Annotated in this window: 24 protein-coding genes; 9 read left to right on the forward strand and 15 right to left on the reverse strand. The window is 71.5% G+C overall.

The features are described 5' to 3' along the window. Positions 1-35 precede the first annotated feature (35 nt). The 5 genes from B072_RS0124005 to B072_RS0124025 form a co-directional block, all read right to left on the reverse strand. Positions 36-1571 carry an ABC transporter substrate-binding protein gene (locus B072_RS0124005; RefSeq protein WP_018532532.1) on the reverse strand — a complete coding sequence of 512 codons (1536 nt, stop codon included), beginning with the start codon at positions 1569-1571 and terminating at the stop codon, positions 36-38. Positions 1572-1872: 301 nt separating this feature from the next. Further along, entirely contained in the window at positions 1873-2628 is a 756-nt protein-coding gene (locus B072_RS0124010) for an SDR family oxidoreductase (protein WP_018532533.1), read from the reverse strand. Positions 2629-2645: 17 nt separating this feature from the next. Next, complete coding sequence (gene fabG / locus B072_RS0124015; RefSeq protein ID WP_018532534.1) at positions 2646-3407, reverse strand: 3-oxoacyl-ACP reductase FabG; 762 nt, start codon at positions 3405-3407, stop codon at positions 2646-2648. Positions 3408-3543: 136 nt separating this feature from the next. Continuing rightward, on the reverse strand, positions 3544-3927 hold the full coding sequence (locus tag B072_RS0124020) for a DUF3037 domain-containing protein (protein ID WP_018532535.1): 384 nt from the start codon (positions 3925-3927) through the stop codon (positions 3544-3546). Beyond that, complete coding sequence (locus B072_RS0124025; RefSeq protein WP_018532536.1) at positions 3924-4739, reverse strand: HipA family kinase; 816 nt, start codon at positions 4737-4739, stop codon at positions 3924-3926. The genes B072_RS0124020 and B072_RS0124025 overlap by 4 nt, the downstream gene beginning before the upstream one ends. 111 nt (positions 4740-4850) lie before the next feature. Between B072_RS0124025 and B072_RS0124030 the strand changes: the two genes are divergently transcribed. Then, positions 4851-5336: a Rieske (2Fe-2S) protein gene (locus B072_RS0124030; protein ID WP_018532537.1), complete on the forward strand. Its 486-nt coding sequence runs from the start codon at positions 4851-4853 to the stop codon at positions 5334-5336. On the opposite strand, the gene B072_RS0124035 is transcribed toward B072_RS0124030, so the two are convergent. After that, a complete protein-coding gene (locus B072_RS0124035; protein ID WP_018532538.1) occupies positions 5323-5964 on the reverse strand; it encodes a cysteine hydrolase in 642 nt (213 codons plus the stop codon). The two genes, B072_RS0124030 and B072_RS0124035, sit on opposite strands and share 14 nt — an antisense overlap. A 129-nt stretch (positions 5965-6093) precedes the next feature. On the opposite strand from B072_RS0124035, the gene B072_RS0124040 reads away from it, so the two are divergent. Beyond that, the gene (locus tag B072_RS0124040; protein WP_018532539.1) at positions 6094-6561 is read left to right on the forward strand and encodes a pyridoxamine 5'-phosphate oxidase family protein; all 468 of its coding nucleotides are present in this window, start codon (positions 6094-6096) and stop codon (positions 6559-6561) included. A gap of 17 nt (positions 6562-6578) precedes the next feature. Here B072_RS0124040 and B072_RS0124045 read toward each other — a convergent pair whose 3' ends face one another. Continuing rightward, the gene (locus tag B072_RS0124045) at positions 6579-7502 is read right to left on the reverse strand and encodes a LysR family transcriptional regulator (RefSeq protein WP_018532540.1); all 924 of its coding nucleotides are present in this window, start codon (positions 7500-7502) and stop codon (positions 6579-6581) included. 74 nt (positions 7503-7576) lie between these two features. Here B072_RS0124045 and B072_RS0124050 point away from each other — a divergent pair, with 74 nt between their 5' ends. Continuing rightward, positions 7577-8515 carry a DMT family transporter gene (locus B072_RS0124050; protein ID WP_018532541.1) on the forward strand — a complete coding sequence of 313 codons (939 nt, stop codon included), beginning with the start codon at positions 7577-7579 and terminating at the stop codon, positions 8513-8515. A gap of 229 nt (positions 8516-8744) precedes the next feature. On the opposite strand, the gene B072_RS0124055 is transcribed toward B072_RS0124050, so the two are convergent. Beyond that, complete coding sequence (locus B072_RS0124055) at positions 8745-10076, reverse strand: aminotransferase class I/II-fold pyridoxal phosphate-dependent enzyme (RefSeq protein ID WP_026246229.1); 1332 nt, start codon at positions 10074-10076, stop codon at positions 8745-8747. 37 nt (positions 10077-10113) lie between these two features. Between B072_RS0124055 and B072_RS0124060 the strand changes: the two genes are divergently transcribed. Together B072_RS0124060 and B072_RS0124065 are read left to right on the forward strand one after the other, a co-directional pair. Then, entirely contained in the window at positions 10114-10803 is a 690-nt protein-coding gene (locus B072_RS0124060) for a pyridoxamine 5'-phosphate oxidase family protein (RefSeq protein ID WP_018532543.1), read from the forward strand. Continuing rightward, a complete protein-coding gene (locus tag B072_RS0124065; RefSeq protein ID WP_018532544.1) occupies positions 10803-11438 on the forward strand; it encodes an FMN-binding negative transcriptional regulator in 636 nt (211 codons plus the stop codon). The genes B072_RS0124060 and B072_RS0124065 overlap by 1 nt, the downstream gene beginning before the upstream one ends. Positions 11439-11473: 35 nt before the next feature. Here B072_RS0124065 and B072_RS0124070 read toward each other — a convergent pair whose 3' ends face one another. The 3 genes from B072_RS0124070 to B072_RS0124080 all read right to left on the reverse strand — a co-directional run bounded on the left by B072_RS0124070 (position 11474) and on the right by B072_RS0124080 (position 14454). Then, a complete protein-coding gene (locus B072_RS0124070) occupies positions 11474-12418 on the reverse strand; it encodes a DMT family transporter (protein WP_420707568.1) in 945 nt (314 codons plus the stop codon). Positions 12419-12816: 398 nt separating this feature from the next. Beyond that, a complete protein-coding gene (locus B072_RS0124075) occupies positions 12817-13848 on the reverse strand; it encodes an EamA family transporter (RefSeq protein ID WP_018532546.1) in 1032 nt (343 codons plus the stop codon). Positions 13849-13935: 87 nt separating this feature from the next. After that, positions 13936-14454, reverse strand: a complete 519-nt coding sequence (locus tag B072_RS0124080) for a Clp protease N-terminal domain-containing protein (protein WP_018532547.1) — start codon at positions 14452-14454, stop codon at positions 13936-13938. A gap of 198 nt (positions 14455-14652) precedes the next feature. Here B072_RS0124080 and B072_RS48315 point away from each other — a divergent pair, with 198 nt between their 5' ends. Next, entirely contained in the window at positions 14653-14841 is a 189-nt protein-coding gene (locus B072_RS48315; protein WP_158689237.1) for a hypothetical protein, read from the forward strand. Between the two features lie 134 nt (positions 14842-14975). After that, positions 14976-15404 (forward strand): SRPBCC family protein, encoded by a 429-nt coding sequence (locus tag B072_RS0124090; protein WP_018532549.1) that lies wholly within the window; start codon positions 14976-14978, stop codon positions 15402-15404. A gap of 96 nt (positions 15405-15500) precedes the next feature. Here B072_RS0124090 and B072_RS0124095 read toward each other — a convergent pair whose 3' ends face one another. Then, positions 15501-16130, reverse strand: coding sequence for a PadR family transcriptional regulator (locus tag B072_RS0124095; RefSeq protein WP_018532550.1), 630 nt, complete (start codon positions 16128-16130; stop codon positions 15501-15503). 260 nt (positions 16131-16390) lie between these two features. On the opposite strand from B072_RS0124095, the gene B072_RS0124100 reads away from it, so the two are divergent. Next, positions 16391-17206, forward strand: a complete 816-nt coding sequence (locus B072_RS0124100; RefSeq protein ID WP_018532551.1) for a PhzF family phenazine biosynthesis protein — start codon at positions 16391-16393, stop codon at positions 17204-17206. Positions 17207-17452: 246 nt separating this feature from the next. Here B072_RS0124100 and B072_RS0124105 read toward each other — a convergent pair whose 3' ends face one another. Beyond that, positions 17453-18022, reverse strand: a complete 570-nt coding sequence (locus B072_RS0124105; RefSeq protein ID WP_018532552.1) for an O-methyltransferase — start codon at positions 18020-18022, stop codon at positions 17453-17455. A 36-nt stretch (positions 18023-18058) separates the two neighbouring features. Further along, positions 18059-18859 (reverse strand): CPBP family intramembrane glutamic endopeptidase, encoded by an 801-nt coding sequence (locus B072_RS0124110; RefSeq protein WP_026246232.1) that lies wholly within the window; start codon positions 18857-18859, stop codon positions 18059-18061. Positions 18860-19049: 190 nt separating this feature from the next. Between B072_RS0124110 and B072_RS0124115 the strand changes: the two genes are divergently transcribed. Continuing rightward, entirely contained in the window at positions 19050-20825 is a 1776-nt protein-coding gene (locus B072_RS0124115) for a substrate-binding and VWA domain-containing protein (protein ID WP_018532554.1), read from the forward strand. Here B072_RS0124115 and B072_RS0124120 read toward each other — a convergent pair whose 3' ends face one another. Beyond that, complete coding sequence (locus tag B072_RS0124120) at positions 20826-22346, reverse strand: glutamate-cysteine ligase family protein (protein ID WP_018532555.1); 1521 nt, start codon at positions 22344-22346, stop codon at positions 20826-20828. Positions 22347-22749: the final 403 nt, after the last annotated feature.

Genomic DNA, 22749 nt, shown 5'->3' on the forward strand with positions numbered 1-22749 from the left:
CCGGCGGCCACTGACAACGCGGACCGCCGGTGCCGTCACCAGCTCGTCTTGCGCTGCAGCTCCCACATCAACATGATCGTCGACGGGTCGAGGGCCCGCTCGCCACCGGCGATCTCCTCGCTGGCCGCGATGTACTGCTTGCCCTGCCACAGCGGCAGCAGCCGCACGTCCTGCGCCATGATCTGCTGGGCCCGCTCGAACTGCCGCACCACGGTGCCCCGGTCGCTCTCCCGGCGCGACTGCGGGAGCAGCGTGTCGGTGATCTCCTTCGAGAGGTACGGCGTGCTCACCGCGTTCTCCTCGCCCACGAAGGGCGCGATGAAGTTGTCGGCGTCCGGGAAGTCCGGGAACCAGCCGCGCCCGAACACCGGGTACTCGCCCTTGCGGTACCCCGCCTCGTACGTGTTCCAGGGGCGGCTCTTCAAGGTCACCTTGAACAGCTTCGAGGCCTCCAACTGCCGCTTCAGCTCGGCGAACTCGGGTGCCGTCGCTGAACCGTAGCGGTCCGTGGTGAACCAGAGGGTGAGCGGAACGGGCGCGGTGATGCCCGCCTTGGAGAGGATCTCCGCGGCCTTGGCGGGGCTCGGCTCTCCGTAGTCGTCGAAGAAGTCGGTCGTGTGGCCCGCGAGGCCCGCGGGGACCATGGCGTACAGCGGGTCGACGGTGTCCATGTAGACCTTGTGCGCGATGGCGCCGCGGTCGACGACCTGGGCGACCGCCTGACGCACCGCCTTCTTGCCCGCCCACGGGTCCTTGGGGTTGAAGACCAGGTAGCTGGTCTCCATGCCCGCTCCCTCGACGAGTTCGAGGCCCTCGGCGCCCTTCTTGTCCTGGAGCCGCACCACGTCGTCGGAGGCGAGACCGCGGAAGGTGACGTCGATCTTCTTCGCCTTCAGGGCGGAGACCATGTCGGACGACGACTTGAAGTATCGAATCGTCACGGCACCGTTCTTGCGGTCCGCGAAGCCTTTGTAGGAGTCGTTCTTGACGAGCTCGGCCCGGTCGCCCGCCTTGTAGGACTTGAGGGCGTAGGGGCCCGAGCCGGACACCTTGCCGTCGTCGCGCACGGACTTGGCCGGGTACTCGTCGGGGTCCACGATCGACATGGCCGGGGTGGCGAGCACGAACGGGAAGGTGGCGTCCGCCTTCTTCAGATGGAACGTCACCTCACGGTCGCCCTGTGTCGTGACCCGGTCGAGGCTGCCGAGCAGTCCTTCGGGGCCACCCTTGACCCCGATGTTCCGTATTCGGTCGATCGAGTACTTCACGGCGGCGGCGTCGAGGGCGTCCCCGTCGGAGAACGTCATGTCCGCACGCAGCTTGCAGTGGTAGACGCGGTTGTCGGTGTCCTTGAAGGAGCACCCGGCCGCGTCGGCCGCCGGCTCGGCAGCGCCGGAAGGGAAGGCGACGAGGGTCTGGTACACGTTGCGGAACAGCTCCCACGAGCCGTCCCAGGAAGCGGCAGGGTCCAGCGTGCTCGGCGCACTCGTGGTCCCCACCACGATCGGTTCCTCGTCCCCGGAGTCACTCGCCTGGACCAGGCCGCAGCCGGCGAGCAGGGACACGGTCACCGTCGCCGCCAACGCGCGGGGGGCGAGCGACCGTACGGCGCCCGCGCCCGGGGGACGCGCTCCGGGCCCCCGGCCGAACCGACGCAATCCAGCCCCGAGCTCGACCGCACGAGCAAGGGAGACCTTCCAGAACACGCGCACGCTCCTCGATCGGACATGCCAAGAATTCGGCCGACCATATCGCAGTACCCCGCCGGTTCAACTGCCTGATCCGACGGGGTACTTCAAGCGCGAGGACGTATGTCAGACGTTGTCATCCGACGCCCGGAATCTCACACGGGCCTCACAGGTGTCACGGGTGTCAGGCGACGCCCGCGTTGAGGAAGATGCCGCCGTCCACGACGAGCGTCTGCCCGGTGATCCAGTCCGACTGGGCCGAGGTGAGGAAGGCGGCGGCGCCTCCGATGTCCTCCGGCACGCCGAGCCGGCCCAGCGGGTAGGCGGCCGCGGCCTCGGCCTCCCGGCCCTCGTACAGCGCCTGGGCGAACTTGGTCTTGACGACGGCCGGGGCGATCGAGTTGACCCGCACCGTGGGCGCGAACTCGTGCGCCAGCTGCAGGGTGAGGTTGACCATGGCGGCCTTGCTCATGCCGTACGCGCCGATGAACGGCGAGGCGGAGACACCGGCCACGGACGCGATGTTGACGATCGCGCCGCCGTTGTCCTTCTGCCACGCCTTCCAGGTCTGCTGCGCGAAGCCCAGCGCCGAGACGACGTTGGTCTCGAAGACCTTCCTGGCCACGTTCAGGTCGAGCTCGGCGATCGGCCCGAACACCGGGTTCGTACCGGCGTTGTTGACGAGGAAGTCGACGCGGCCGAACGCCTCCATGGTGCGCTCGACGGCGGCGGCCTGGTGCGCCTCGTCGTGCGCCTTCCCGGCTACGTAGATGACGCGGTCGGAGCCGAGCTTCTCCACGGCCTCCTTGAGCGCGTCCTCACCGCGGCCGGTGATGCAGACGCGGTCGCCGCGGGCGACGAGCGCCTCGGCGATGCCGTAGCCGATGCCGCGGCTGGCGCCCGTGACGAGGGCGACCTTGCCCGAGAGTTCTGCGGTCATGTCTGGTACCCCCAGCCTTAGTTGAGCGGTCCGCCGGCCACGTACATGACCTGGCCGGAGACGAAGCCGGCCGCGTCGCCCGTGAAGAAGGCGATGGCGTTGGCGATGTCCTCGGGGTGACCCACGCGCTGCACCGGGATCTGGGTGGCGGCGGCGGCCTGGAACTCCTCGAAGCCCATGCCGACGCGCTCGGCGGTGGCCGCGGTCATCTCGGTGACGATGAAGCCCGGGGCGACGGCGTTGGCGGTGACGCCGAACTTGCCGAGCTCCTTGGCGAGGGTCTTGGTGAAGCCCTGCAGACCGGCCTTGGCGGCGGAGTAGTTGACCTGGCCGCGGTTGCCGAGCGCCGAGGACGACGACAGGTTCACGACACGGCCGAACTTGGCGTCCACCATGTGCTTCTGGACGGCCTTCGACATCAGGAACGCGCCGCGCAGGTGCACGTTCATGACGGTGTCCCAGTCCAGGGCGCTCATCTTGAACAGCAGGTTGTCGCGGAGGACGCCCGCGTTGTTCACCAGGATGGTGGGCGCGCCGAGCTCCTCGGCGATCCGCGCGACGGCGGCCTCGACCTGCGCCTCGTCGGAGACGTCGCAGCCCACGGCGAGGGCCTTGCCGCCGGCGGCGGTGATCTTCTCGACGGTGTCCTTGCAGGCGGCCTCGTCGAGGTCGATCACGGCGACGGCGCGGCCCTCTTCGGCCAGCCGGATCGCGGTCGCGGCGCCGATGCCGCGCGCGGCCCCGGTGACGATAGCTACGCGCTGCTCAGTGGTGGACATGCTCTTCGGTCTCCTCGCCCTAGAGGTCGGCCGCTCCGCCACGAAGCTGGCTGAGCAACCGCTTAGTACCCTGTGCAGGTGACGCTAGAAGCCCTGGCACCCGGTGTCAACGTACCCACCGGGTGCCCCTGATCACTCAGCGCACCAGCAGGGCGAGGAGCCGCTCGGCCTCGGCGGCCGGATCGGCGGTCAGACCGGTGTGCACGGGCCCCGGCTGCACCACGGTCGAGCGCGGCGCGACGAGCCAGCGGTAGCGCCGTCCGGCATCGTCCTCCCCCGCCTGACCCGCGGCGTCTCCCCCGGCGCAGTGCCGCTCGATCGCACCGAGCAGCGCCCGGACGCCGACCACGTCGGCCTCGGGGTCGAGCGCGCGCAGCCGCGCCTCGTCGAGGTGGGTGAGGGCGGTGACGTAGGACTTCGCGCGGCAGTAGACGACCACTCCGGCGTTGATCTGCTCGCCGCGCTCGACGCTCGGCACCACGCGCAGCAGGGCGTACTCGAAGACGTCGCGCTCGCTCATCGGCCCGCTCCCTCGTACATGATCCAGCCGCTGGTCCGGGCCGTGGCCCGCGGGGCGGCCTTCGGCAGCTCGATCCGTTCGTGAATGCCCGTCGCGCGCTCCAGGAGCGTCTCCACGTACGCGCGTCGCACCGCGTCCGGCGTGTCGAACCCGGGCTCGTCCGCGAGCCACACGTCGGGGACGTCGGCGGCGGCCTCGGCGATCAGCTCCTCGGTGACGCGCGGCGCGAGCTCGGCCGCGGCGGCCGCGACGTCGGGCTCGAACCGGGCCAGGGCGTGGTCGGTGGCGTCGTAGGGCTTGGTGGCCCAGGCGGCGGCGCCGCGCCAGTTGTGGTGCCAGATCATGCTGGCGCCGTGGTCGATGAGCCACAGCCCGCCGTCACGGACCAGCATGTTGGGGTTGCGCCAGGACCGGTCGACGTTGTTGACGAGGGCGTCGAACCAGACGACGCGGCCCGCCTGGACCGGGTCGACGGCGTAGGCGAGCGGATCGAAGCCGAGGGCCCGCGGGAGGAACCGCATCCCCAGATTGGTCCCGCCGCTCCCCTTGAGCAGCCCCTGCACCTCCGGGTCGGGCTCGCCGAGGCCGATCACCGGGTCGAGGTCGAGGGCGACGAGCTCGGGCACCCGGAAACCGAGCCGGCGCGCCAGCTGCCCGCAGATCACCTCCGCCACGAGCGTCTTGCGGCCCTGTCCCGCGCCGGTGAACTTCATGACGTACGGGAGGAGATCGTCGGCCTCGACCAGGCCGGGCAGCGATCCGCCCTCCCTCAATGGGGTGACATAGCGGGTCGCCGTGACTTCGGTGAGCATGAGGCCAGGTTATGAGATCGACGGGGCGTTGAACGCTCCGGGATCACGGCACGTACCGAAGAGAAATCCCCCCACGGATCCAGGCCCGCTCGACCGAAAGGAACCGGCAGCATGACCGTTTCGCAGGAGACCGGCAGTACGGCCGTCGCGCAGGAGACCGGCCCCGTGCACCCCGACCGCGCGGCCCCGTCCCGCCGGACCGTCGTCGCGGCGGTCGGCGCGGTCGGGCTCGCCGCGGCCCTGACCGCGTGCGGCTCGGAGGACGACGGCGGGTCCGAGCCCGCGGGCAACGCCTCGGCGGCGGGCGGCGGTCAGGAGCTGGGCAAGACCTCGGACATCCCGGAGGGCGGCGGCAAGATCTTCGCCGACCAGGGGGTCGTGGTGACACAGCCGAAGAAGGGCGAGTTCAAAGCGTTCACCTCTACCTGTACGCACTCGGGCTGCAAGGTCACGAAGGTCGAGGCGGGCACCATCGACTGCCCGTGCCACGGCAGCAAGTTCTCCATCGAGGACGGCAGCGTGAAGAACCCGCCGGCGACGAAGCCGCTGCCCGCCGAGCAGATCACGGTCAGCGGCGACTCGATCAGCCTCGCCTAGGCCGCTTCCAGGCGGCGAGGACGTCCTGCGTCGTCGTGACGGTGGCGACCAGGGCGAGCGTGTTGCGGATCATCGCCGGGGTGTAGTCGGAGGGCACCCCGGCGATGGCGTCCTTCGGGACGACGACCTGATAGCCGAGGTTGACCGCGTCGAAGACGGCGTTCGGTATCGCCACGTTCGCCGAGACACCGGTGACGACGAGGGTGCGGCAGCCGAAGTTGCGCAGCAGCGGATCGACGTCCGTGCCCGCGATCGGCGAGAGCCCGTGCAGCCGGCGCACGACGAGGTCCTCGTCCGCGACCTCGATGGGCGGCGCGATCCGCACGGCCTTGCTGCCGGTGAGCTGCTGGACGGGGAGGCGTTCGGCTGCACGGAAGAGGCGGCCGTTGTGGTTGGCGCCGCGTCCGTCCGGGCGCCGTTCCGCGACCGCGTGCAGCACCTGCGCCCCGCTCTCGTGGGCGGCGGCCACGAGCCGTGCGACCTGGGCGAGCGCCCCGGACTTCCGTGCCTCCTGGGCGAGTTCGGGCAGGGCGCTGTCGGTGCCGACGACACCCTGCTGGCACTCGACGGTCAGCAGCACGGTCGTCGCCGGGGCGAGCAGTTCGGCCAGTTGCTCAGGTGTCGGCATGCTTCTCCCTGTACGTTCTGGACGTCGACCGGTCCGGGCTGCTGGAGAGTAGCCACCATTGCGCGCCGACGGAAGAGCCCTCATGCTGCATTTCTGACGAACCGTCAGCAAGTGTGCGGAGGAGTACCCATGACCGTCACCCAGCGCAGAGGCCGCAGGATCATGATGTCGCCGGACGAGCGGGACGCGTTCCTCGCCGAGCAGCGCACCTGCCGCGTGGCCACGGTGTCGGCCGACGGCACGCCGCACGTCAGTCCGCTCTGGTTCTGGTGGGACGGCACGTCGCTGTGGCTGTACTCCCTCGACCGCAGCCGCCGTTGGGCCGATCTGCGCGCCGACGGGCGGGTGGCCGTGGTGGTCGACGCGGGCGAGGAGTACGGGGAGCTGCGCGGTGTCGAGCTGTCGGGGCGCATCGAGTTCGTCGGCGAGTCGCCGCGCACCGGTGAGCCGTGCCCCGAACTCGACCCGGTGGAGGTCAAGTTCTTCGAGAAGAACTTCGGCCTGACGACGATGGTGCACGACGGACGGCACGCCTGGGCCCGGCTCACCCCGGAGAAGATCGCCTCCTGGGACTTCCGCAAGCTCGCCGAACTGTAGGCCCGCCGCACCGCCCCTTACAGAATCCCGTCGGCGGCCTGTCCGAGATCCGCTCCGACCTTCTGCAGCGCCTCGACGGCCGCCCGGATGGACGGCCGCCGGTCCGCGTCCGCGCGCCACACCACGTACACGTGGCGCCGCACCTGCTGCCGAACGGGTACGGTCACCACGCCCTCCGGCATCGGGTCGCGACCGAGCAGCGGCGCGACGCACACGCCCAACCCGGCCGCCACCAGTCCGAGTTGGGTGTGGGTCTCGGCGGCGCGATGCCCGACCTGCGGCTCGACGCCCTTGGCGCGCAGCGTGAACAGCAGCCACTCGTGGCAGAACTCGCCCTCGCCCCAGGTGATCCACTCGTCGTCGGCGAAGTCCTCCAGGCCCACCTCGGCGCGGCCGGCGAGGGGATGCCCGACGGGCAGGGCGACATCGGCGGGATCGTCCATGATGCTCGCCTTGACCAGCCCGTCCGGCATGGGCATCGGCTTGTTGTACCAGTCGAGCACGACGGCGAGATCGAGATCGCCGCGGATCACCGCGGCGACCCCGGCCTCCGGCTCCAACTCCCTCGACCGCACGCGCAGTTGCGGGTGCGCGACGCGCAGGGCGGCCAGCGCGCCCGGGAACAGGCCGCGCGCCGCGGTCGGGAACGCCGAGATCCGCAGCTCGCCCACGACCTGCCCGCGCTGCGCCTCCAGATCGGACTGGGCCAGTTCGACCTGGGACAGGATGCGGGCCGCGTGGTCGGCGAGCAGCCGCCCCGCGTCCGTGAGACGCACTCCGCGCCCGTGCTTGGCGAGCAGCTGCTGGCCCGCCTCGCGCTCCAGCTTGGTCATCTGCTGCGAGACGGCGGAGGTCGTGACATGCAGCGCGTCGGCGGCGCCGCTGACCGATCCGTACCGGGCGAGCGCGTCGAGGACGCGCAGCCGCTCCAAGTTCAACATGTAAGCGATGCTAAGGCTTACCTCGCAATAAGTCTCGCTTGTGCTACGAGGATGCGGGCGGCCACTCTGACTGCATGAGCACCGTCACCGCGTCCTCCCGGGCGCCTCAGACCCCCACCCTCCCCAGCCCGGTCCGCCGCACCGTGGACTGGCGCATCCGGTTCGGCGCGCTCTCCCTCATCTGGGGCTTCAGCTTCCTGCTCATCAAGGTGGGCACGAACGGCTACGCCCCGTTCCAGGTCACCTTCGGGCGGCTGCTGTTCGGCACGGCGGTGCTGGGCGCGGCGATGGCCGTGAAGCGGCAGCGGCTGCCGCGCGGCGCCCGCACCTGGGGGCACCTCGCGGTGGCGGCGTTCCTTTTGAACGCGCTGCCCTTCTCCCTCTTCGCGTTCGCCGAGCGGACGATCCCCTCCACCCTGGCCGGCATCTGCAACGCGACGTCGCCGCTGTGGGGCATGGCGCTGTCCCTGGTGGCGCTCTCGGAGGACCGCCCGACGCGGCGCAGGGTGGCGGGCCTGGGCATCGGCTTCCTCGGCGTGCTCACCGTCCTCGGCGTCTGGCAGGGCTTCCACGGCCTGGACGTGACCGGCACGGCCCTGGCCCTGCTCGCGTCGTTCAGCTACCCGGTCGGCTGGATCTACGTCCGCCGCACCCTGGCGCACACCGGCCACTCGCACCTGTCGATGACCGGCGCCCAGCTCCTGCTCGCGACGGTCCAACTGGCCGTCATCACTCCGCTGTTCACCACCTGGCCCGAGCACTTCGCGCTCGTCCCGCTGCTCGCGGTCGTGGCCCTGGGCGCCCTCGGCACCGGCCTCGCGGTGCTGCTCCAGTACGGCCTGGTCGCCGAGGTCGGCCCGACGACGGCCCAGATGGTCACCTACTTCATCCCGGTCATCGCCACCGCCGCGGGCGTCGCCCTGCTCGGCGAATCCCTGACCTGGTCGACCCCGATCGGCGCGGCGATCGTCCTGGCGGGCGCGGCCCTTACGCAGTCGCGGGCAAGGTCATAGGCGCCGCCGGAGCCTTGGCAATCCGCCTTCCCCTGCTCGAACTTCGCTCGAGCAGGGGAGACCCCATTGGGCGGCAGGGTGGGCAAGGCGGCACCCCGGCGCGGGACGAGCGCTCAACCGGCCCGCACCCCAGCCCGGCCCACCACAACACCCTCAGCCCGGTGCGAGCGCTCAACCGGCCCGCATCCCCGCCCCGCCGAGCCTGGCCCAGCCCCACCCACACCCCGGCTCAGGCGTAATACCGCCCCGGCCCCGGCCCCACCGCCGCAGCCACCGCATCCGCGACCCCGGCGATGTCGGACCCGTCCAGCCGCGACACCGTCACCCGCACCCCCGGCCCGGCCCCGATCCGGAACCGCGCCCCCGGCGCCACCGCCCACCCCGCGTGCAGCAACCGCGCCACGGCCCCGGTCTCGTCCGGCACCGGGACCCACACGTTCATCCCGCTGCGCCCCCGCGCCGCGACCCCCCGCTCGGCCAGCGCCGCGATCAGCGCGTCGCGCCGCTCCCCGTACGAGGCCGCGACCGCCCGCGAGTCCACGGCACCGGCCGCCCACAGCCCGGCCACCGCCCGCTGCGTGATGCGACTGACCCACCCGGGCCCGAGCCGCTGCCGCCCGCGCACCCGGTCGACGGTGCCGGCGTCCCCGGTCAGCACCGCGAGCCGCAGATCGGGCCCGTACGCCTTGGCCACCGACCGCACGAACGCCCAGTGCCGCGTCGCCCCGGCGAGCGGACACAACGGCAGATCGACGATGGCATGCCCGTGATCGTCCTCGATGAGCAGCACGTCCGGATGCCCGGCGAGCACCTCGCGCAGCGCCTTCGCCCGGCCCGCGCCCACGGCCGCCCCCGTCGGATTCTGCGCCCGGCAGGTCACGACGACAGCCCGCGCGCCCTCCCGCACCGCCCGCTCCACGTCGTCCGGCAGCGGCCCGTCGTCGTCCACGCCGACCGGTACGACGCGCAGCCCCAGCGCGGGCACCAGATCGAGCATGCTGCCCCACCCCGGGTCCTCGACGGCGACCGCGTCCCCGGCTTTGAGGTGCACGGCGAGCACCCGCTCGATGGCGTCGAGCGACCCGGACGTCACGGCGACGGGCCCACCGGGCACCCCGTCCGCGTCGAACCCTTCCCGCGCCCGGCGCACCAGTTCCGGCTCCAGGGAATCGCTCCCGTACAGCACCGGCTCCGCGTCGCCCACCGCGGCAGCGGCGGCGAACACCTCCGCCAGCGACGGCAACAGCGCGGTGTCCGGGTTCCCGTCCGACACGTCCCGCACCCCCGGCGGCACCTCCACGCGGATGTGCTCGCGCGCGGTGGTGGCGGGCTTCGGGCGCACCCGGCTGCCACGCCGCCCCGCCGTCTCGATGACCCCGCGTTCACGCAGCGTCCGGTACGCGGCCGCGACCGTATTGGGATTCACGCCGAGCCGCTGCGCCAACTCCCGCATCGGCGGCAGCAGTTGCCCCGGCTCCAGGCCGCCGTCGGCCACCGCACGCTCGACGCTCGCGGCAATCTCCGCTGCGCCACGCCCTTTGATCGGATACTCTCCTAGCACAAACCGTAGTTTGCACTAGTGCAATGGAGTTCGCAACATGAGCGTCGCCGCCGAGCAGCAGTCGCAGTCGCCGCAGGGCGCGTACACCCCCACGGACCGCACCGTCCCGACGCGGTCCAAGGAACGCGCCTCGTACGACCGCACCCTGGTGCACTCGATACTCGACGAGGCGTACGTCTGCCATCTCGGCTTCGTGCGCGACGGCGCCCCCGTAGTGCTGCCCACGCTCTTCGGCCGGGTCGACGACCACCTCTATGTCCACGGCTCCACCGGGTCGCGCCCGCTGCGCATGGCGGGGCAGCAGGACCCGGGGCTCACGGTCTGCCTGACGGTCACCCACGTCGACGGCCTGGTCCTGGCCCGCTCCGCCTTCCACCACTCCATCAACTACCGCTCGGTCGTCATCCACGGCACCGCGCGGCAGGTCACGGACCCGGAGGAGAAGCGGCTCGCTCTCGACGCGCTCGTCGACCACGTCGTACCGGGCCGCGCCGCCGACTCGCGCCCCGCGAACGCCAAGGAGCTCGCCGCGACCGCCGTGCTGCGCCTCGACCTGACCGAGGTCTCGGCGAAGCTGCGCATCGGCGGCCCGAACGACGAGCCCGAGGACATGGACCTGCCGCACTGGGCCGGCGTCGTCCCGCTGCAGAAGGGATACGACCCCCTGATCCCGTCCACCGACCTCGCCGACGGCATCGACGTCCCGTCCTACCTGCGGGAGTTCTGATGCTGATCCACCCCTGGGACGCGGCGCGCTCCGACGGCGAGTGGCAACAGTGGCTCGCCGCCCACGACTTCGGGCAGCTCGCGGTCAACGGCCTCCCGGGTGAGCCCCCGTTCGTCCAGCCGATGCACTTCGCGTACGACGTGGAACGCGCGGAGGTCCTCGGACACCTGGCCCGCCCCAACCCGGTGTGGCCCGCGCTCGACGCGAACCCCGAGGTGCTGCTCAGCGTCGTCGACGACTACGCGTTCGTACAGGGCCCCTGGCAGGCGCTGCCCGGCGCCCCGCCCGAGCACGGCACGCCGACCAGCGTCTACACCGCCGTCCAACTCCGTTGCACCGCCCACGTCGTGGACGACCCGGAGGAGAAGGCCGCCCTCCTCAACCGCCAGGTGGGCCACTTCCAGCCGCCCGGTATGTCGGCCGACGCGGCCGTCGGCGAGGCACCGTACGGGCGACTGCTCTCCGGGATCCGCGGCCTCAGGCTCGAAGTCACCGACGTGCGGGCCAAGTTCAAGTACGCGGGCCACAAGCCGGAAGAGGTGCAGGACCGGATCGCCCAGGGTCTCGCAGAACGTGGCGACCCCCGTGACGCCGCCGCGCTGACGGTGCAGCGACGGCGGCGCCAGGAGGCCTGACGGGGCGGATCACCGGGCGGGGCCAGCGGGCGGGGTCAGCGGGCTGTGCGGGCCTCCCCCACGGCGAGACCCGCCACCGCGACGAGCATCAGCCCCGTACCGGCCACCGTCGTCGCGGTCAGTTCCTCGCCGAGCACGGTCACGGCGATGACGGCCGCGCCCACCGGTTCGAGCAGCATGATCACGGACACGGTGGCGGACCGTACGACGGCCGCGCCCGCGAAGTACAGGCCGTAGGCGAGCGCGGTGGGCACGGAGGTCATGTACGCCAACAGGCCGACGACCTGCCCGAGCTGGACGGTGTGCGGGACCAGCCCCTCCGCCGCCCCGAGCGGCAGCAGCACGAGCGAGGCGACCGCGAAGGTGCCGACCGTGGTGCCGCGCCCGGCGCCACCCCCGCCGCCCCGCCCGAACCAGCGGGTGAGCAGCGTCATCACGGCGTACCCGGCCGCCGACGCGAGCGCCCACAGCACACCCGAGGGGCGCACGGTCGCTCCCCCGCCGCCGAGGACCAGCACGGCGAGCCCGCCGAGCGCGCCGGCGACGGCGAGCAGCCCGCCCCTGCCGAGCCGCTCCCCCAGGGTGACGCGCGCCCCGACCGCGATCAGGACGGGCCCCGCCCCGAGCGTGACGACGGTCCCGACGGCGAGCCCGGTCACCTCCACGGCGGCGAAGTAGGCGGTCTGGAAGACGGCGAGCGACACCCCGAGGACACCGAGCCGGAGAGCCGCGCGACCCCTCGGCTCGCGCACCGCCGCTCGTCGCGCGGGGCCGCGCAGGAGGCGCGCCACGAGCAGCAGGACGAACCCGCCGGCGCACCGCCAGAACGACAGGGCGCCGGCCCCCAGGTCGCTCACCTGGAACACCAGCGAGGCGGCCGCGCCCGCGGTGCCCCAGGCGACACCGGCGACGATCAGATACAACAGGGCGCGCGCGACCGGCAGTCGGACGGTTTCGGGCAGATCGGAACCAGCGGGCACGGCAGAGCCGGCCGCTGAGGCAACATGCGACACGTAGTTCTCCACGGAGAAGGCCCCCGCGCGCAGCGCGCGGGGCCGAAGGACACGGACCGTCGTCAGCGGGCAGCCGTGACCCCGGAAGGTCTCTTCGAAGAACACGCTCCGCCCGCGTCGGGGCCCGGCGGGCCGCCCCGCCCGCCCGTCACCCGCGTACACCCGCGATCAGCGACGGACAGAACCAGGGGGCACCCGCCCACGAACGCTCCGGCCGATCAGGCAGCACCGTACGGACCGGCACCTGACGGTGACGGTCACGGAGGCGGGATCGCCGAGGACGCCCGGGTCCAGCGCTACGGCTGGACAGGCCCTAGGCGGCCGGCGGCGGAAGAACGAGCCAGTGCGAGTGCATGATCGCCACCCTAGACAGGACTCTTCGGGGAGGACAACACGGTTTCCGGCTCGACGGCGGCCGGTGGCGCGGCCGTCTTCGACGACTGCGCGATGAACGCCCCGACGAGCACGACGGCGCCCCCGAACAGCTGCGGCGCCGACAGGTGCTCCCCCAGCAGGATCCAGGCGAGCACGGTCGCGATGACCGCCTCCAGGCAGGCCACCACCCCGGCCACCTGCGGCGACAGGCGCCGCACGGAGACCACCCCGGTGACGTACGCGACGACGGTGGCGAGCAGCACGATCCAGCAGAGCAGGAGCCAGGCGGGCACCGATGTGCCGTTCATGTCGGCGCTGCCCGCGAGGATCGACCAGTCCATGCCCCAGGGCCGCGCGATGACGGTGAGCAGGGCGGTGCCGACGAGCAGCCCGTAGGCGATCACGCCGAGCGGATCGGGCGCGGCCCGCCCGTGCTCGGCGGCATCGCTGCCCTGGTCGGACAGGACGAAGTAGCCGACCTGGCAGCAGGCCGCGCCGAGCGCGAGCAGCAGCCCCAGCGCGTCGAAGCTCAGCCCCGACCACACCTCCACGACGCAGGCGAGCCCGCCGACGGCGAGGACGACGCCCAGCGCGGCGGCCCGCGTCACGGGCTTGCGCTGCACGAACCGCACCCAGCCGAGCACCAGCGCGGGCGCCAGGTACTCGATGAGCAGGGCGACGCCGACGGGGATGCGGGAGATCGCCGCAAAGTAGCAGGCCTGGACACCGGCGACGGCGAGCAGGCCGAACCCGGCGAGCAGGACGGGACGTTCACGCACCAGCGAACGGTGGCGCCAGGCGACCGGCAGCATGACGAGCGCGGCACCGGCGACCCGCAACCACACCACGTACAGCGGGTCGAGCCCCTCCTCGATCAGCGGTTTGGCCGCGACCCCCGAACCGCCGAAGGCGAGCGCCGAGACCAGGGCGAGGCCGAGCCCGAATCCCCGCCCGGCCGTTCCCCGGCTCTCCTGCGTCGCCTGTATCCCCGCGGATCCCTGAGATCCCTGTGACCCGTGCATCGGCACATCATGACAGGGCCGGTCATGACCGTCACCCCCGATGACCCCTGTCTCGCGGCCTGGACGTCAAGACCCGCCGATACCCGCTCAATTCAGTCGCTGACGCAGCCTCTCCACGTCGACCCCGGCTCGGCGAAGCACCTGCACGGCCCGGTTCTCCTCCGATGCGTCGGGCGCCGCGAGCGCCGCGAGGACGTCGACTCCGCGGGCCCGCTCGTCGCCGCGAGACGCGGCCCGTCGGGCGCCCGCCTCCATCGCGGCGGCCGCGACGGGCGACCAGCCGGGGGCGCCCCGCACCACGGGCACGGCACCCGAGTCCTCCAGGGCGCCCTGCCACCGCAGCCCGTAGCCGATGCTGCGCTGCACGAGATAGCCGAGCAGCCGCGCGACCTGTCCGGTGTCGGCGAAGGCCGCGCGCACGTCCGGGTCGGCCTCGAGCAGGGAGTGCAGCAGGTGCGCGGAGTCGACCTGCCGGTCCCCGTCCCGCACGGCACGCCGCTTGGCCCCGGCGACGACCAGGGCCAGCTCGTCGCTGAGCGGGGCGTCTTCAGGATCTGCTCCGGTGAGGCCGCACGCGCTGGCGTCCGACGGGATAGGGCTCTGCACGTACCCCACCTCATCAGGCCCGATACACAGGAACATCGCCACCGGGAAGCATCTTCGCGTCCGACACAAGTTGGGCACGGGCGAGCGGCTTCTCCTCCTTACGGATGAGAACCCGCGGCTTTACCCCCAGGGGCGCGCACCCTTCTCCCCGCGCCCCGCACGCAACCACAGCCCCCGCGCCCCTCGTCCGTCACAGTCATGGAGAGCAGGTGCTGGCTCGTGGCCCTGCCCGCGACAGACGGCAGGCTCTACGTGTACCGGGTGTACGCCCCCAAGGACGCGCTGCCCGCGGACCTGTTCTGGGAGGCCTGGCACTGCCACGACGAGGGGCCGCACCCGCGCGCGTACGACGTGTTCGACGCGGCGGAGATCCACCTGCAGAGCTGAGCGCACGGTCAAGGCACTCCGCCCCGCATTTCTGACGGTTCATCAGTATTGAATGTTCGAGGCCATGCGGCTACGTTCCGCGACGACGCAGCACCACTGCCCGTCATGGCTCACTACTCGTAAGGGGTGGCCGCATGGCCGAAGTCAGCGCGGAAGCACGCATCGAGGCACCGGCCGAGAAGGTCTGGGCCCAGCTCACCGACTTCTCCGCGTACGGAGAGTGGAACGCCACCCACACCAGCTTCCCCAAGGGCGCTCCGACCTCCCTGGAGGTGGGCGGTCAGTTCGAGGAGAACATGAAGCTGATGGGCTTCCCTGCCGAGGTCACCTGGACCGTCGAGGACCTGACGGACGGCAGCACGCTGGCGATCCGGGGCAAGGGGCCGATGGGCGTGAACGTCGGCACGCGGTACACCGTGACGGCGGACGGCGACGCGACGACGGTCCGCATCGACGGCGAGTTCACGGGCGCGGCCGTCTCCCTGATGGCGGGCAAGCTCAAGGACTCGGCGACGGCGGCGCTCAACGAGTCACTGCGCAAGCTGGCCGGCCTGGTCACCTGACCCCGCCGTGCCGCCGCACACGCGAAGAGGCGCCCCGTACGTGAAGTACGGGACACCTCTTCATTTCTCTGCCCTCTGCCTGGGCCCGCACGGGGCTCAGTCCTCGTCGGCGAGGATCAGGTACAGCTTCTTGCGCGCGTCGTTGATGACGGAGAGCGCCTTCTCGCGCTGCTCCTTGCTGCCGGTCTTCCAGACCTGGCCGAACGCCTCCATCAGGCCGAAGCCGGCCTGCCGGATCTCGTTCATGGCCTCCCAGTCGACGCCGCGTCCGGCCTCCTCCCAAGGAGCCTCGGGCCCCTCTTCGGCGGCGGTGCGCCCGGCGTCGGTGAGCGAGAACAGCTTCTTGCCGCCTTCACTCGCGCTGGCGATCAGGCCCTCGTCCTCGAGCAGCTGCAGCGTCGGGTAGACCGAGCCTGGGCTCGGCTTCCACGCGCCGCCGCTGCGCTCGGCGATCTCCTGGATCATCTCGTAGCCGTGCATCGAGCGGTCCTTGAGCAGCGCCAGGATCGAGGCGCGCACATCGCCGCGCCGGGCCCGGCCGCGCGGGCCGCCACCGCGACCGCCTCGGCCGCCCCAGGGGCCGCCGGGGCCGGGGCCGAAGCCGGGCCCGAAGGGTCCGAACGCCCGTCGCCCCTCGAATCCGGGGCCGCCCTCGAAACCGGGCCGGCCTTCGCGGCGGCCGGGTCCGTAGTGTCCATGTCCGTGGTCGTGTCCGTGGGTACGCATGAGAATCAGTCCTTTCGTGACCGATCGGGGTTTCATTGGCCGCGATCGTTGACCGATCGCGATGCTTCAACGATATATCGGAACAGTTCGTTTGACAACACCTCCCCGAACTCTCCCCGTCCGCGCAGGTCAGGCGGCCATCACGGGGTCGTCCGGCATGATCCGGGCCGCCCGACGCCATCTCAGCGGGCGCGGAACCATGCCAGCCGCGCCGAATTGGCCTTGGTGGCGCCCGACGGCGCTCAACTACCGTTCCTGACATGCGTATTCGTATCGTCGACGCCTTCACCGACCGCCCCTTCGCCGGCAACCCGGCGGGCGTGCTGCTCCTCGACGCCTTCCCCGACGACACCTGGCTGCAGGACGTCGCGAAGGAGGTCAACCACGCCGAGACGGCCTTCGCGCACCCGCTCCCCGAGGGCGGCGCCGCGGACTGGGCGCTGCGCTGGTTCACGCCTGCCACCGAAGTGAACATGTGCGGGCACGCCACCCTCGCGACCGCCCACGTACTGCACTCCACGGGGACGACGCGGGGCCCGGTCCGGTTCGCCACGCGCAGCGGGGTCCTCGTGGCCACGCCGAACGCGGACGGCTCGCTCACCCTCGACTTCCCGACGGCCCCGCTCACCGAGGAGCCGGTGCCCGACAAGCTCGCGGAGGCGCTCGGCGCGCGGCCTCTGTCCGTGCGCGACACCGGCCCCGCGGTCGGCGACCTGCTGGTCGAGCTGCCCGACGAGAAGACGGTCCTGGCCCTGACTCCGGACCTCACGGCGCTCGCCGCGCACTCCCCGCGCGGCGTCATCGCCACCGCCCCCGCCGAGGACCCGGCCCGGGGCTACGACTTCGTGTCGCGCTGCTTCTTCCCGAACGTCGGCATCGACGAGGACCCGGTGACCGGCAGCGCGCACACGGCGCTCGCCCCGTTCTGGGCCGAGCGCCTGGGCCGCACCGAACTCACCGGCCTGCAGGCCTCCGCCCGCACCGGCCTGGTCCGCGTCTCCCTGAAGGGCGACCGCACGCTGCTCACCGGAACCGCGGTGACGGTGATCGAGGGCGAGCTGAACGCACAGCCCTAGTAGGGCCTGTCCGGCGGATCTTGTCGCGGGCGCGGTCTGTGGCACGCGCAGCTGCGGCGTTGTCGTCGGTCGCCAACGCTCCGCGTCGATGCCCTCCTCCGCCTTGCAGCCGCACGCACCACAGACCGCTCACCAGCACAGGAATACGCGGGCCACCCGGAACGCGACCTGACCCGCCGGACAGGCCCTAGGCACGCCGACTCGGCGCGCCGGTGACGACGGGAGCGCGCGGACCGGCGACAGGCCCTACCGGCGCGTCGCCACGACCGCCGAACTGGCGGGGGTCGTCAGCACCTCGGTCGCCGCGAGATCGGGGTGCGTGAGATAGAACAGGCGCAACGCGTCGACCTCGCCCTCGAAGCGGGGCGGCCAGTCGGACGACGGGGTGAAGTCGTCCATGATCAGCAGCCCGCCGGGAGCCAGCAGTGTGACGACCCGCTCGGCGTCGTCCCGCTTGCCCCCGCCGTCGCAGAAGAAGACGTCGAACGGCGCGTGCCGCTCCAGGAGCCGCCAGTCCCCGTGCAGCACCTCGACCCGCGCGTCGTCCGCGAAGACACCGGCCGCCCGCCGGGCCAGTTCCGCGTCGCGCTCCACGGTGACCAGGCGAGCCCCGGCCCCGAGCCCGCTGTGCAGCCAGGCGGTGCCGACCCCCGAGCCGGTACCGCTCTCGGCGACGACCCCGTCCGGCTTCGAAGCGGCGGCCGCCCCGAGCAGTCGCCCCACCTCAGGGATGCAGCTCTTCCCGAACCCGAGCTCGGCCGCGATGCGCCCCGCGGCCACCACCCGGGCCGACGTCGCGCGCTCCTCCACGATCATGAAACCCCTTCCTGTGCGGTGCCCTGCGGGTGCCGGTCACGCGGTGGGCAGCCAGCCCACCTTCCCCGCGAGCAGCGCGTATCCGACGAACGCGCCGATGTCCAACAGGGAATGGGCCACGACCAGCGGCCCGACCCGCCCCCAGCGCCGGTACAGATAGACGAAGACGATGCCCATCGCGAGGTTGCCGAAGAACCCGCCGATGCCCTGGTACAGGTGGTACGAGCCGCGCAGCACGGACGACGCGACGAGCGCCGTCCCCGGCGTCCACCCCAACTGCCCCAGCCTGCGCAGCAGATACCCGACGACGATGACCTCCTCCAGTACGGCGTTCTGCACCGCGGAGAGGATCAGCACCGGGTATTTCCACCACACGTCGGGCAGCGCCTCCGGCACCACGGTGAGGTTGAACCCCAGCCCCCGGGCGGCCAGATAGAAGGCGATGCCGCAGCTGCCGATCACCGCCGCGATCGCGGCCCCGCGCGCCGAGTCGAACCACGGCCGCGTCCGGTCGAAGCCGAGCGTGCGCAGGCTCCCGCCCTCCCGCAGCAGGAAGTGTGCGACGAGCGCGACGGGCACCAGCGCGCTCGCGATCCCGAACAGCTGCCACGCGAGATCCAGCCACGGACGTCCCGGCGCCGCCGAGGCGTTGAGGGTCGCCGCCTGGTCCTTCAGACCCCCCGGTTTGGTGACCGATCCGACAAAGCTGATCAGCGCGGACACGCCACTCGCACCGAGCGAAAGCCCCAGAACGAGCAAGGTCTCGTCCCGCAGAAATCGCCGTGAAAGCCCTCCCTCGGGAAAAGAATCGGCCACAGACCCCGCCTCCACCTGCACACCTGACTCCACTTCAGTAATCGCGCCTCATCCCTCACGCCACCCCGCTATGGTCTCGAATGCGAGTACGAAGATCGCGCGCGACAGGCCGAGGGGGACGGAGCGCCGCAGTTCGGCGCACCGTTCCCCTCCCTTGCTTCACCGCTTATATCGCAACTGCCTTTATGGCTCAGGGAGGGGCACCACCGCCATGGGACGTCACAGCAGCACGCCCGACGAGTACGGGACGGCCACGGCCGACCACCGACCTCGCTCGCGCGGCCGCACAGTGGCCATCGCGACCGCCCTCGTCCTCGTCGTCGCGGCGGGCACGGCCGTGGCGCTCCGCACCGACCTCATCAGCCTCGGCGGCTCCTGCGGAAACACGGTCCGCGTCTCCGTCGCCGCATCGCCGGACATCGCTCCCGCGCTGCGCGCCGCCGCCGACAGCGCCCGGAAGCAGGACCTCACCTCGGACGGCAACTGCATCGACGTGGCCGTCTCCGCCCGCGACTCGTACAAGGTCGCCGACACGCTGCGCTCCGGGACCGGCAAGCCGGACTTCCAGGTCTGGGTGCCGGACGCGGACCTCTGGGTCGACCGGGTCGGGCAGAACGACAAGGCCGTCAAGGTCACACCGACGGGCACCATCGCCACGTCCCCGATCGGCGTGGGCATGGTCCCGACGGCGGCCAAGTCGTTCGGCTGGCCCAAGAAGACGTACGGATGGACGCAGTTGGCGGGCGCCGCGCTGCAGGACGACCGGCTCCGCCTCGGCGCCGCCGACCCGGCCCGCAGCGCCACCGGGCTGCTCGCCCTCACCAAGCTCGCCACCTCCGCGAAGCAGGCGGGCGACGGCGACGGCACCCAGGCCGCCGCCATGGCGAAGGTCCTCTCGCAGCGCACGTCGGACAGCGACGCGCAGTTGATGGAGACGGTGGCCCGCGACTCCTCCGGCACCGAAGAGGGCAACCCGAAGCGCAACCAGGCGCTGATCCTGTCCGAGCAGGCCGCCTTCGCGCACAACGCCGAGGTCGGCGACTCGGGCGACCTCGACCTCTTCTACCCGAAGGACGGCTCGCCGGAGCTGTCCTACCCCTTCACTCTGGTCGACGAGCCCTCGCTGAGCACGGAGCAGAGCCGCGCGGCCGTCCGGTTCATGACCCTGCTCAACACGTCGGAGGGCCACGAGATCCTGCGCAAGCACGGCTTCCGCAACGAGGACGACTCGGCGGTGGAGTCGGTCGCCGAGGGCGCCGGCGCCCGCACCCCGCAGCCCTACGCCACACCCGCCTCGGACCCGGTCACGGCCGAGCAGGTGGAACAGACCCTCGGCATGTGGACGATCACGGTGCAGAGCGCCCGCGTCCTCACGGTCGTGGACGCGTCGGCCTCGATGTCGAACCTGGTACCGGGCCGCGGCGAGTCCCGCATGGAGGTGACCAAGGCGTCGATGCTGGCGGCCCTGTCGACGGCGTTCACCGACGAGGACGACATCGGCCTGTGGGAGTTCTCGACCCACCTCGACGGCACCCGCGACTACAAGAAGCTCGTCACGACGGCACGCCTCGGCGACCGCAAGGGCTCCGGCACCCAGCGCGACCGCCTGTCGTCCGCGTTCCGCTCGCTGCAGCCGGTGCCGGGCGGTGCCACGGGCCTGTACGACACGACGCTCGCCGCCTACAAGGAGGCCACGTCGACGTACAAGAAGGGCAAGTTCAACGCCGTCGTCGTGGTGACCGACGGCGTCAACGAGGACCCCGGCTCGATCTCCCGCAGCAGCCTGATCCAGCAGTTGGAGGAGCTCACGGACCCCGAGCACCCGGTACCGCTCATCGCCATCGCCGTCGGCCCGGACACCGACAAGGACGAGATCGAGCAGATCGCCGAGGCCACCGGCGGCTCGGGTCACAAGGTCAGCGACCCGGCCGACATCCAGGAAGTCATCCTCAAGGCCATCATCGAGGCCGGCGCCAAGAGCAACTGATCACCCCAGGGGCACGGCCGGCTCCGGCAGTCCGACGGGCCAGGTGTGCACCGGTTCGCCCAGGTGCATCAGCTCGGCGTACCGGCGCGTGGTCGCCGCCAGCGCCGCGTCGCGGGCCAGGCCGCTCTCCCGGGCGCGGTGGTACGTCGCCGCCTGCCACTGCGCCCCGTTCGTGCGCCGGGCGCAGCGCTCCTCGATCACGCCCAGGTAGAAGTCGCGGTCGGCGGGCTCGACACCCCACGCGTCGAGCCCGGCCGCGGCGAGCGGCAGCAACTCGTCCCGCACGAGGGCCACGGCCGGCACCTGTTCCGTCCCACCGAACCGGCCCCGGCGCGGCCACTCCAGGCGCGCCTCGATCCCGTACCGGCACGCCGTGTCGAAGTTCCGGGACGCCGCGTCGAAGGAGAGCCGCGACCACACCGGCCGGGAGTCCTCCGCCAGGGCGCGTACGACGCCGTAGTAGAAGGCGGCGTTGGCGATGACGTCGGTGACCGTGGGCCCCGCGGGCAACACCCGGTTCTCCACCCGCAGATGAGGCACTCCGTCGGCTATTCCGTACACCGGCCGGTTCCACCGGTACACGGTGCCGTTGTGCAGCACCAGCTCGGCGAGGCTCGGCACACCGCCCTTGTCGAGCACCTCCAGCGGCCGCTCGTCGTCGATCAGGGGCAGCAGCGGCGGAAAGTACCGCAGATTCTCCTCGAACAGGTCGTACGCCGAATCGATCCACCGCTCCCCGAACCAGGTCCGCGGCCGCACCCCCTGCGCCGCGAGTTCGGGCGGCCTGGTGTCCGTCGACTGCTGGAACAGCGGGGGCCGCGACTCCCGCCACAGCTCGCGGCCGAACAGGAACGGCGCGTTGGCACCCAGTGCAATCTGCACGGCGGCGACCGCCTGCGCCGCGTTCCACACATCGGCGAAGCGCCCCGGCGTCACCTGGAGGTGCAACTGCACGGACGTGCACGCCGCTTCGGGCGCGATCGACGAGGACGTGCAGGTCAGCCGCTCGACCCCGTCGATGTCGAGCTGGAACTCCTCGCCGCGCGCGGCCACGATCTGGTCGTTGAGCAAGGTGTACCGGTCGACGTCCGACAGATTCGCGGAGACGAGATCCTCCGCGCCGAGCGTCGGCAGAATGCCGATCATCACGATTCCCGCATCGACCTCGTTGGCCTTGCGGTGCGCATAGCCGAGGCCGGTCCGCAGCTCCTCCGCCAACTGGTCGAGAACACGCCCGCCGATCCGGTGCGGGGCAATATTCACTTCGAGATTGAACATGGCGAGTTCGGTCTGGAAATCGCGGCTCGCGATGCGCTCCAGCACTTCGGCATTCATCATTCTCGGCATGCCGTCGGGTCCGGCCAGATTCAACTCGATCTCCAGCCCCATCAGATTCTTGGGCCGGTCGAACCGCTTCTCGTCCAACAACCGCTGGAGCCCCTCCAGACACTCCTTGAGCTTGCCCCGGTAGCGCCTCCTGTCTGCCAGATCGACCCTGCCGGCAACGACCTTCTCCCCCATGGAAGCGTCCCTCCTCGCACGGGCGACCCGACCACCCGGCCGCATGTCACGGTGGATGATGCCCAGGCAATGTGATCGATAACGCCCCGCGCGGGCCCGCGGAGCAGTACGCTCCAGGCAGTTACCCAGCGGCACATTCCTTAGGCATGCGGCACTTCGCAGATTTATCTACCGAGCACCTGGTGAAAAACACCGACTGGATTCAGCCGACCGCTTGACTTAAAGACATGCAGGTCACGGACGAGCGACTCCGGTAAATCGGGAAGGACACCCGCAAAACACCGCTGGAACGACGACCGGATAACGCCTTGCCGTCACATCTCGGACTGCTAGCAGAAACACCGTGTGAACACACGTCGTATAAACTCCGCGAACGAGACAGAGAGTTGGCACTCGAGGCCGA

Source organism: Streptomyces sp. HmicA12 (assembly GCF_000373565.1).
In the GTDB taxonomy this organism is placed as follows: Bacteria; Actinomycetota; Actinomycetes; order Streptomycetales; family Streptomycetaceae; genus Streptomyces.

Bases quoted from the DNA above. Each gene is read 5' to 3' on its own strand.
- B072_RS0124035 (WP_018532538.1), bottom strand. From the start codon at position 5,964: ATGCCGACACCTGAGCAACTGGCCGAACTGCTCGCCCCGGCGACGACC.
- B072_RS0124030 (WP_018532537.1), top strand. From the start codon at position 4,851: ATGACCGTTTCGCAGGAGACCGGCAGTACGGCCGTCGCGCAGGAGACC.
- B072_RS0124065 (WP_018532544.1), top strand. From the start codon at position 10,803: ATGCTGATCCACCCCTGGGACGCGGCGCGCTCCGACGGCGAGTGGCAA.
- B072_RS0124045 (WP_018532540.1), bottom strand. From the start codon at position 7,502: ATGTTGAACTTGGAGCGGCTGCGCGTCCTCGACGCGCTCGCCCGGTAC.
- B072_RS0124040 (WP_018532539.1), top strand. From the start codon at position 6,094: ATGACCGTCACCCAGCGCAGAGGCCGCAGGATCATGATGTCGCCGGAC.
- B072_RS0124095 (WP_018532550.1), bottom strand. From the start codon at position 16,130: ATGCGTACCCACGGACACGACCACGGACATGGACACTACGGACCCGGC.
- B072_RS0124010 (WP_018532533.1), bottom strand. From the start codon at position 2,628: ATGACCGCAGAACTCTCGGGCAAGGTCGCCCTCGTCACGGGCGCCAGC.
- B072_RS0124050 (WP_018532541.1), top strand. From the start codon at position 7,577: ATGAGCACCGTCACCGCGTCCTCCCGGGCGCCTCAGACCCCCACCCTC.
- B072_RS0124090 (WP_018532549.1), top strand. From the start codon at position 14,976: ATGGCCGAAGTCAGCGCGGAAGCACGCATCGAGGCACCGGCCGAGAAG.
- B072_RS0124105 (WP_018532552.1), bottom strand. From the start codon at position 18,022: ATGATCGTGGAGGAGCGCGCGACGTCGGCCCGGGTGGTGGCCGCGGGG.
- fabG (WP_018532534.1), bottom strand. From the start codon at position 3,407: ATGTCCACCACTGAGCAGCGCGTAGCTATCGTCACCGGGGCCGCGCGC.
- B072_RS0124075 (WP_018532546.1), bottom strand. From the start codon at position 13,848: ATGCACGGGTCACAGGGATCTCAGGGATCCGCGGGGATACAGGCGACG.
- B072_RS48315 (WP_158689237.1), top strand. From the start codon at position 14,653: ATGGAGAGCAGGTGCTGGCTCGTGGCCCTGCCCGCGACAGACGGCAGG.
- B072_RS0124025 (WP_018532536.1), bottom strand. From the start codon at position 4,739: ATGCTCACCGAAGTCACGGCGACCCGCTATGTCACCCCATTGAGGGAG.
- B072_RS0124115 (WP_018532554.1), top strand. From the start codon at position 19,050: ATGGGACGTCACAGCAGCACGCCCGACGAGTACGGGACGGCCACGGCC.
- B072_RS0124100 (WP_018532551.1), top strand. From the start codon at position 16,391: ATGCGTATTCGTATCGTCGACGCCTTCACCGACCGCCCCTTCGCCGGC.
- B072_RS0124120 (WP_018532555.1), bottom strand. From the start codon at position 22,346: ATGGGGGAGAAGGTCGTTGCCGGCAGGGTCGATCTGGCAGACAGGAGG.
- B072_RS0124060 (WP_018532543.1), top strand. From the start codon at position 10,114: ATGAGCGTCGCCGCCGAGCAGCAGTCGCAGTCGCCGCAGGGCGCGTAC.
- B072_RS0124020 (WP_018532535.1), bottom strand. From the start codon at position 3,927: ATGAGCGAGCGCGACGTCTTCGAGTACGCCCTGCTGCGCGTGGTGCCG.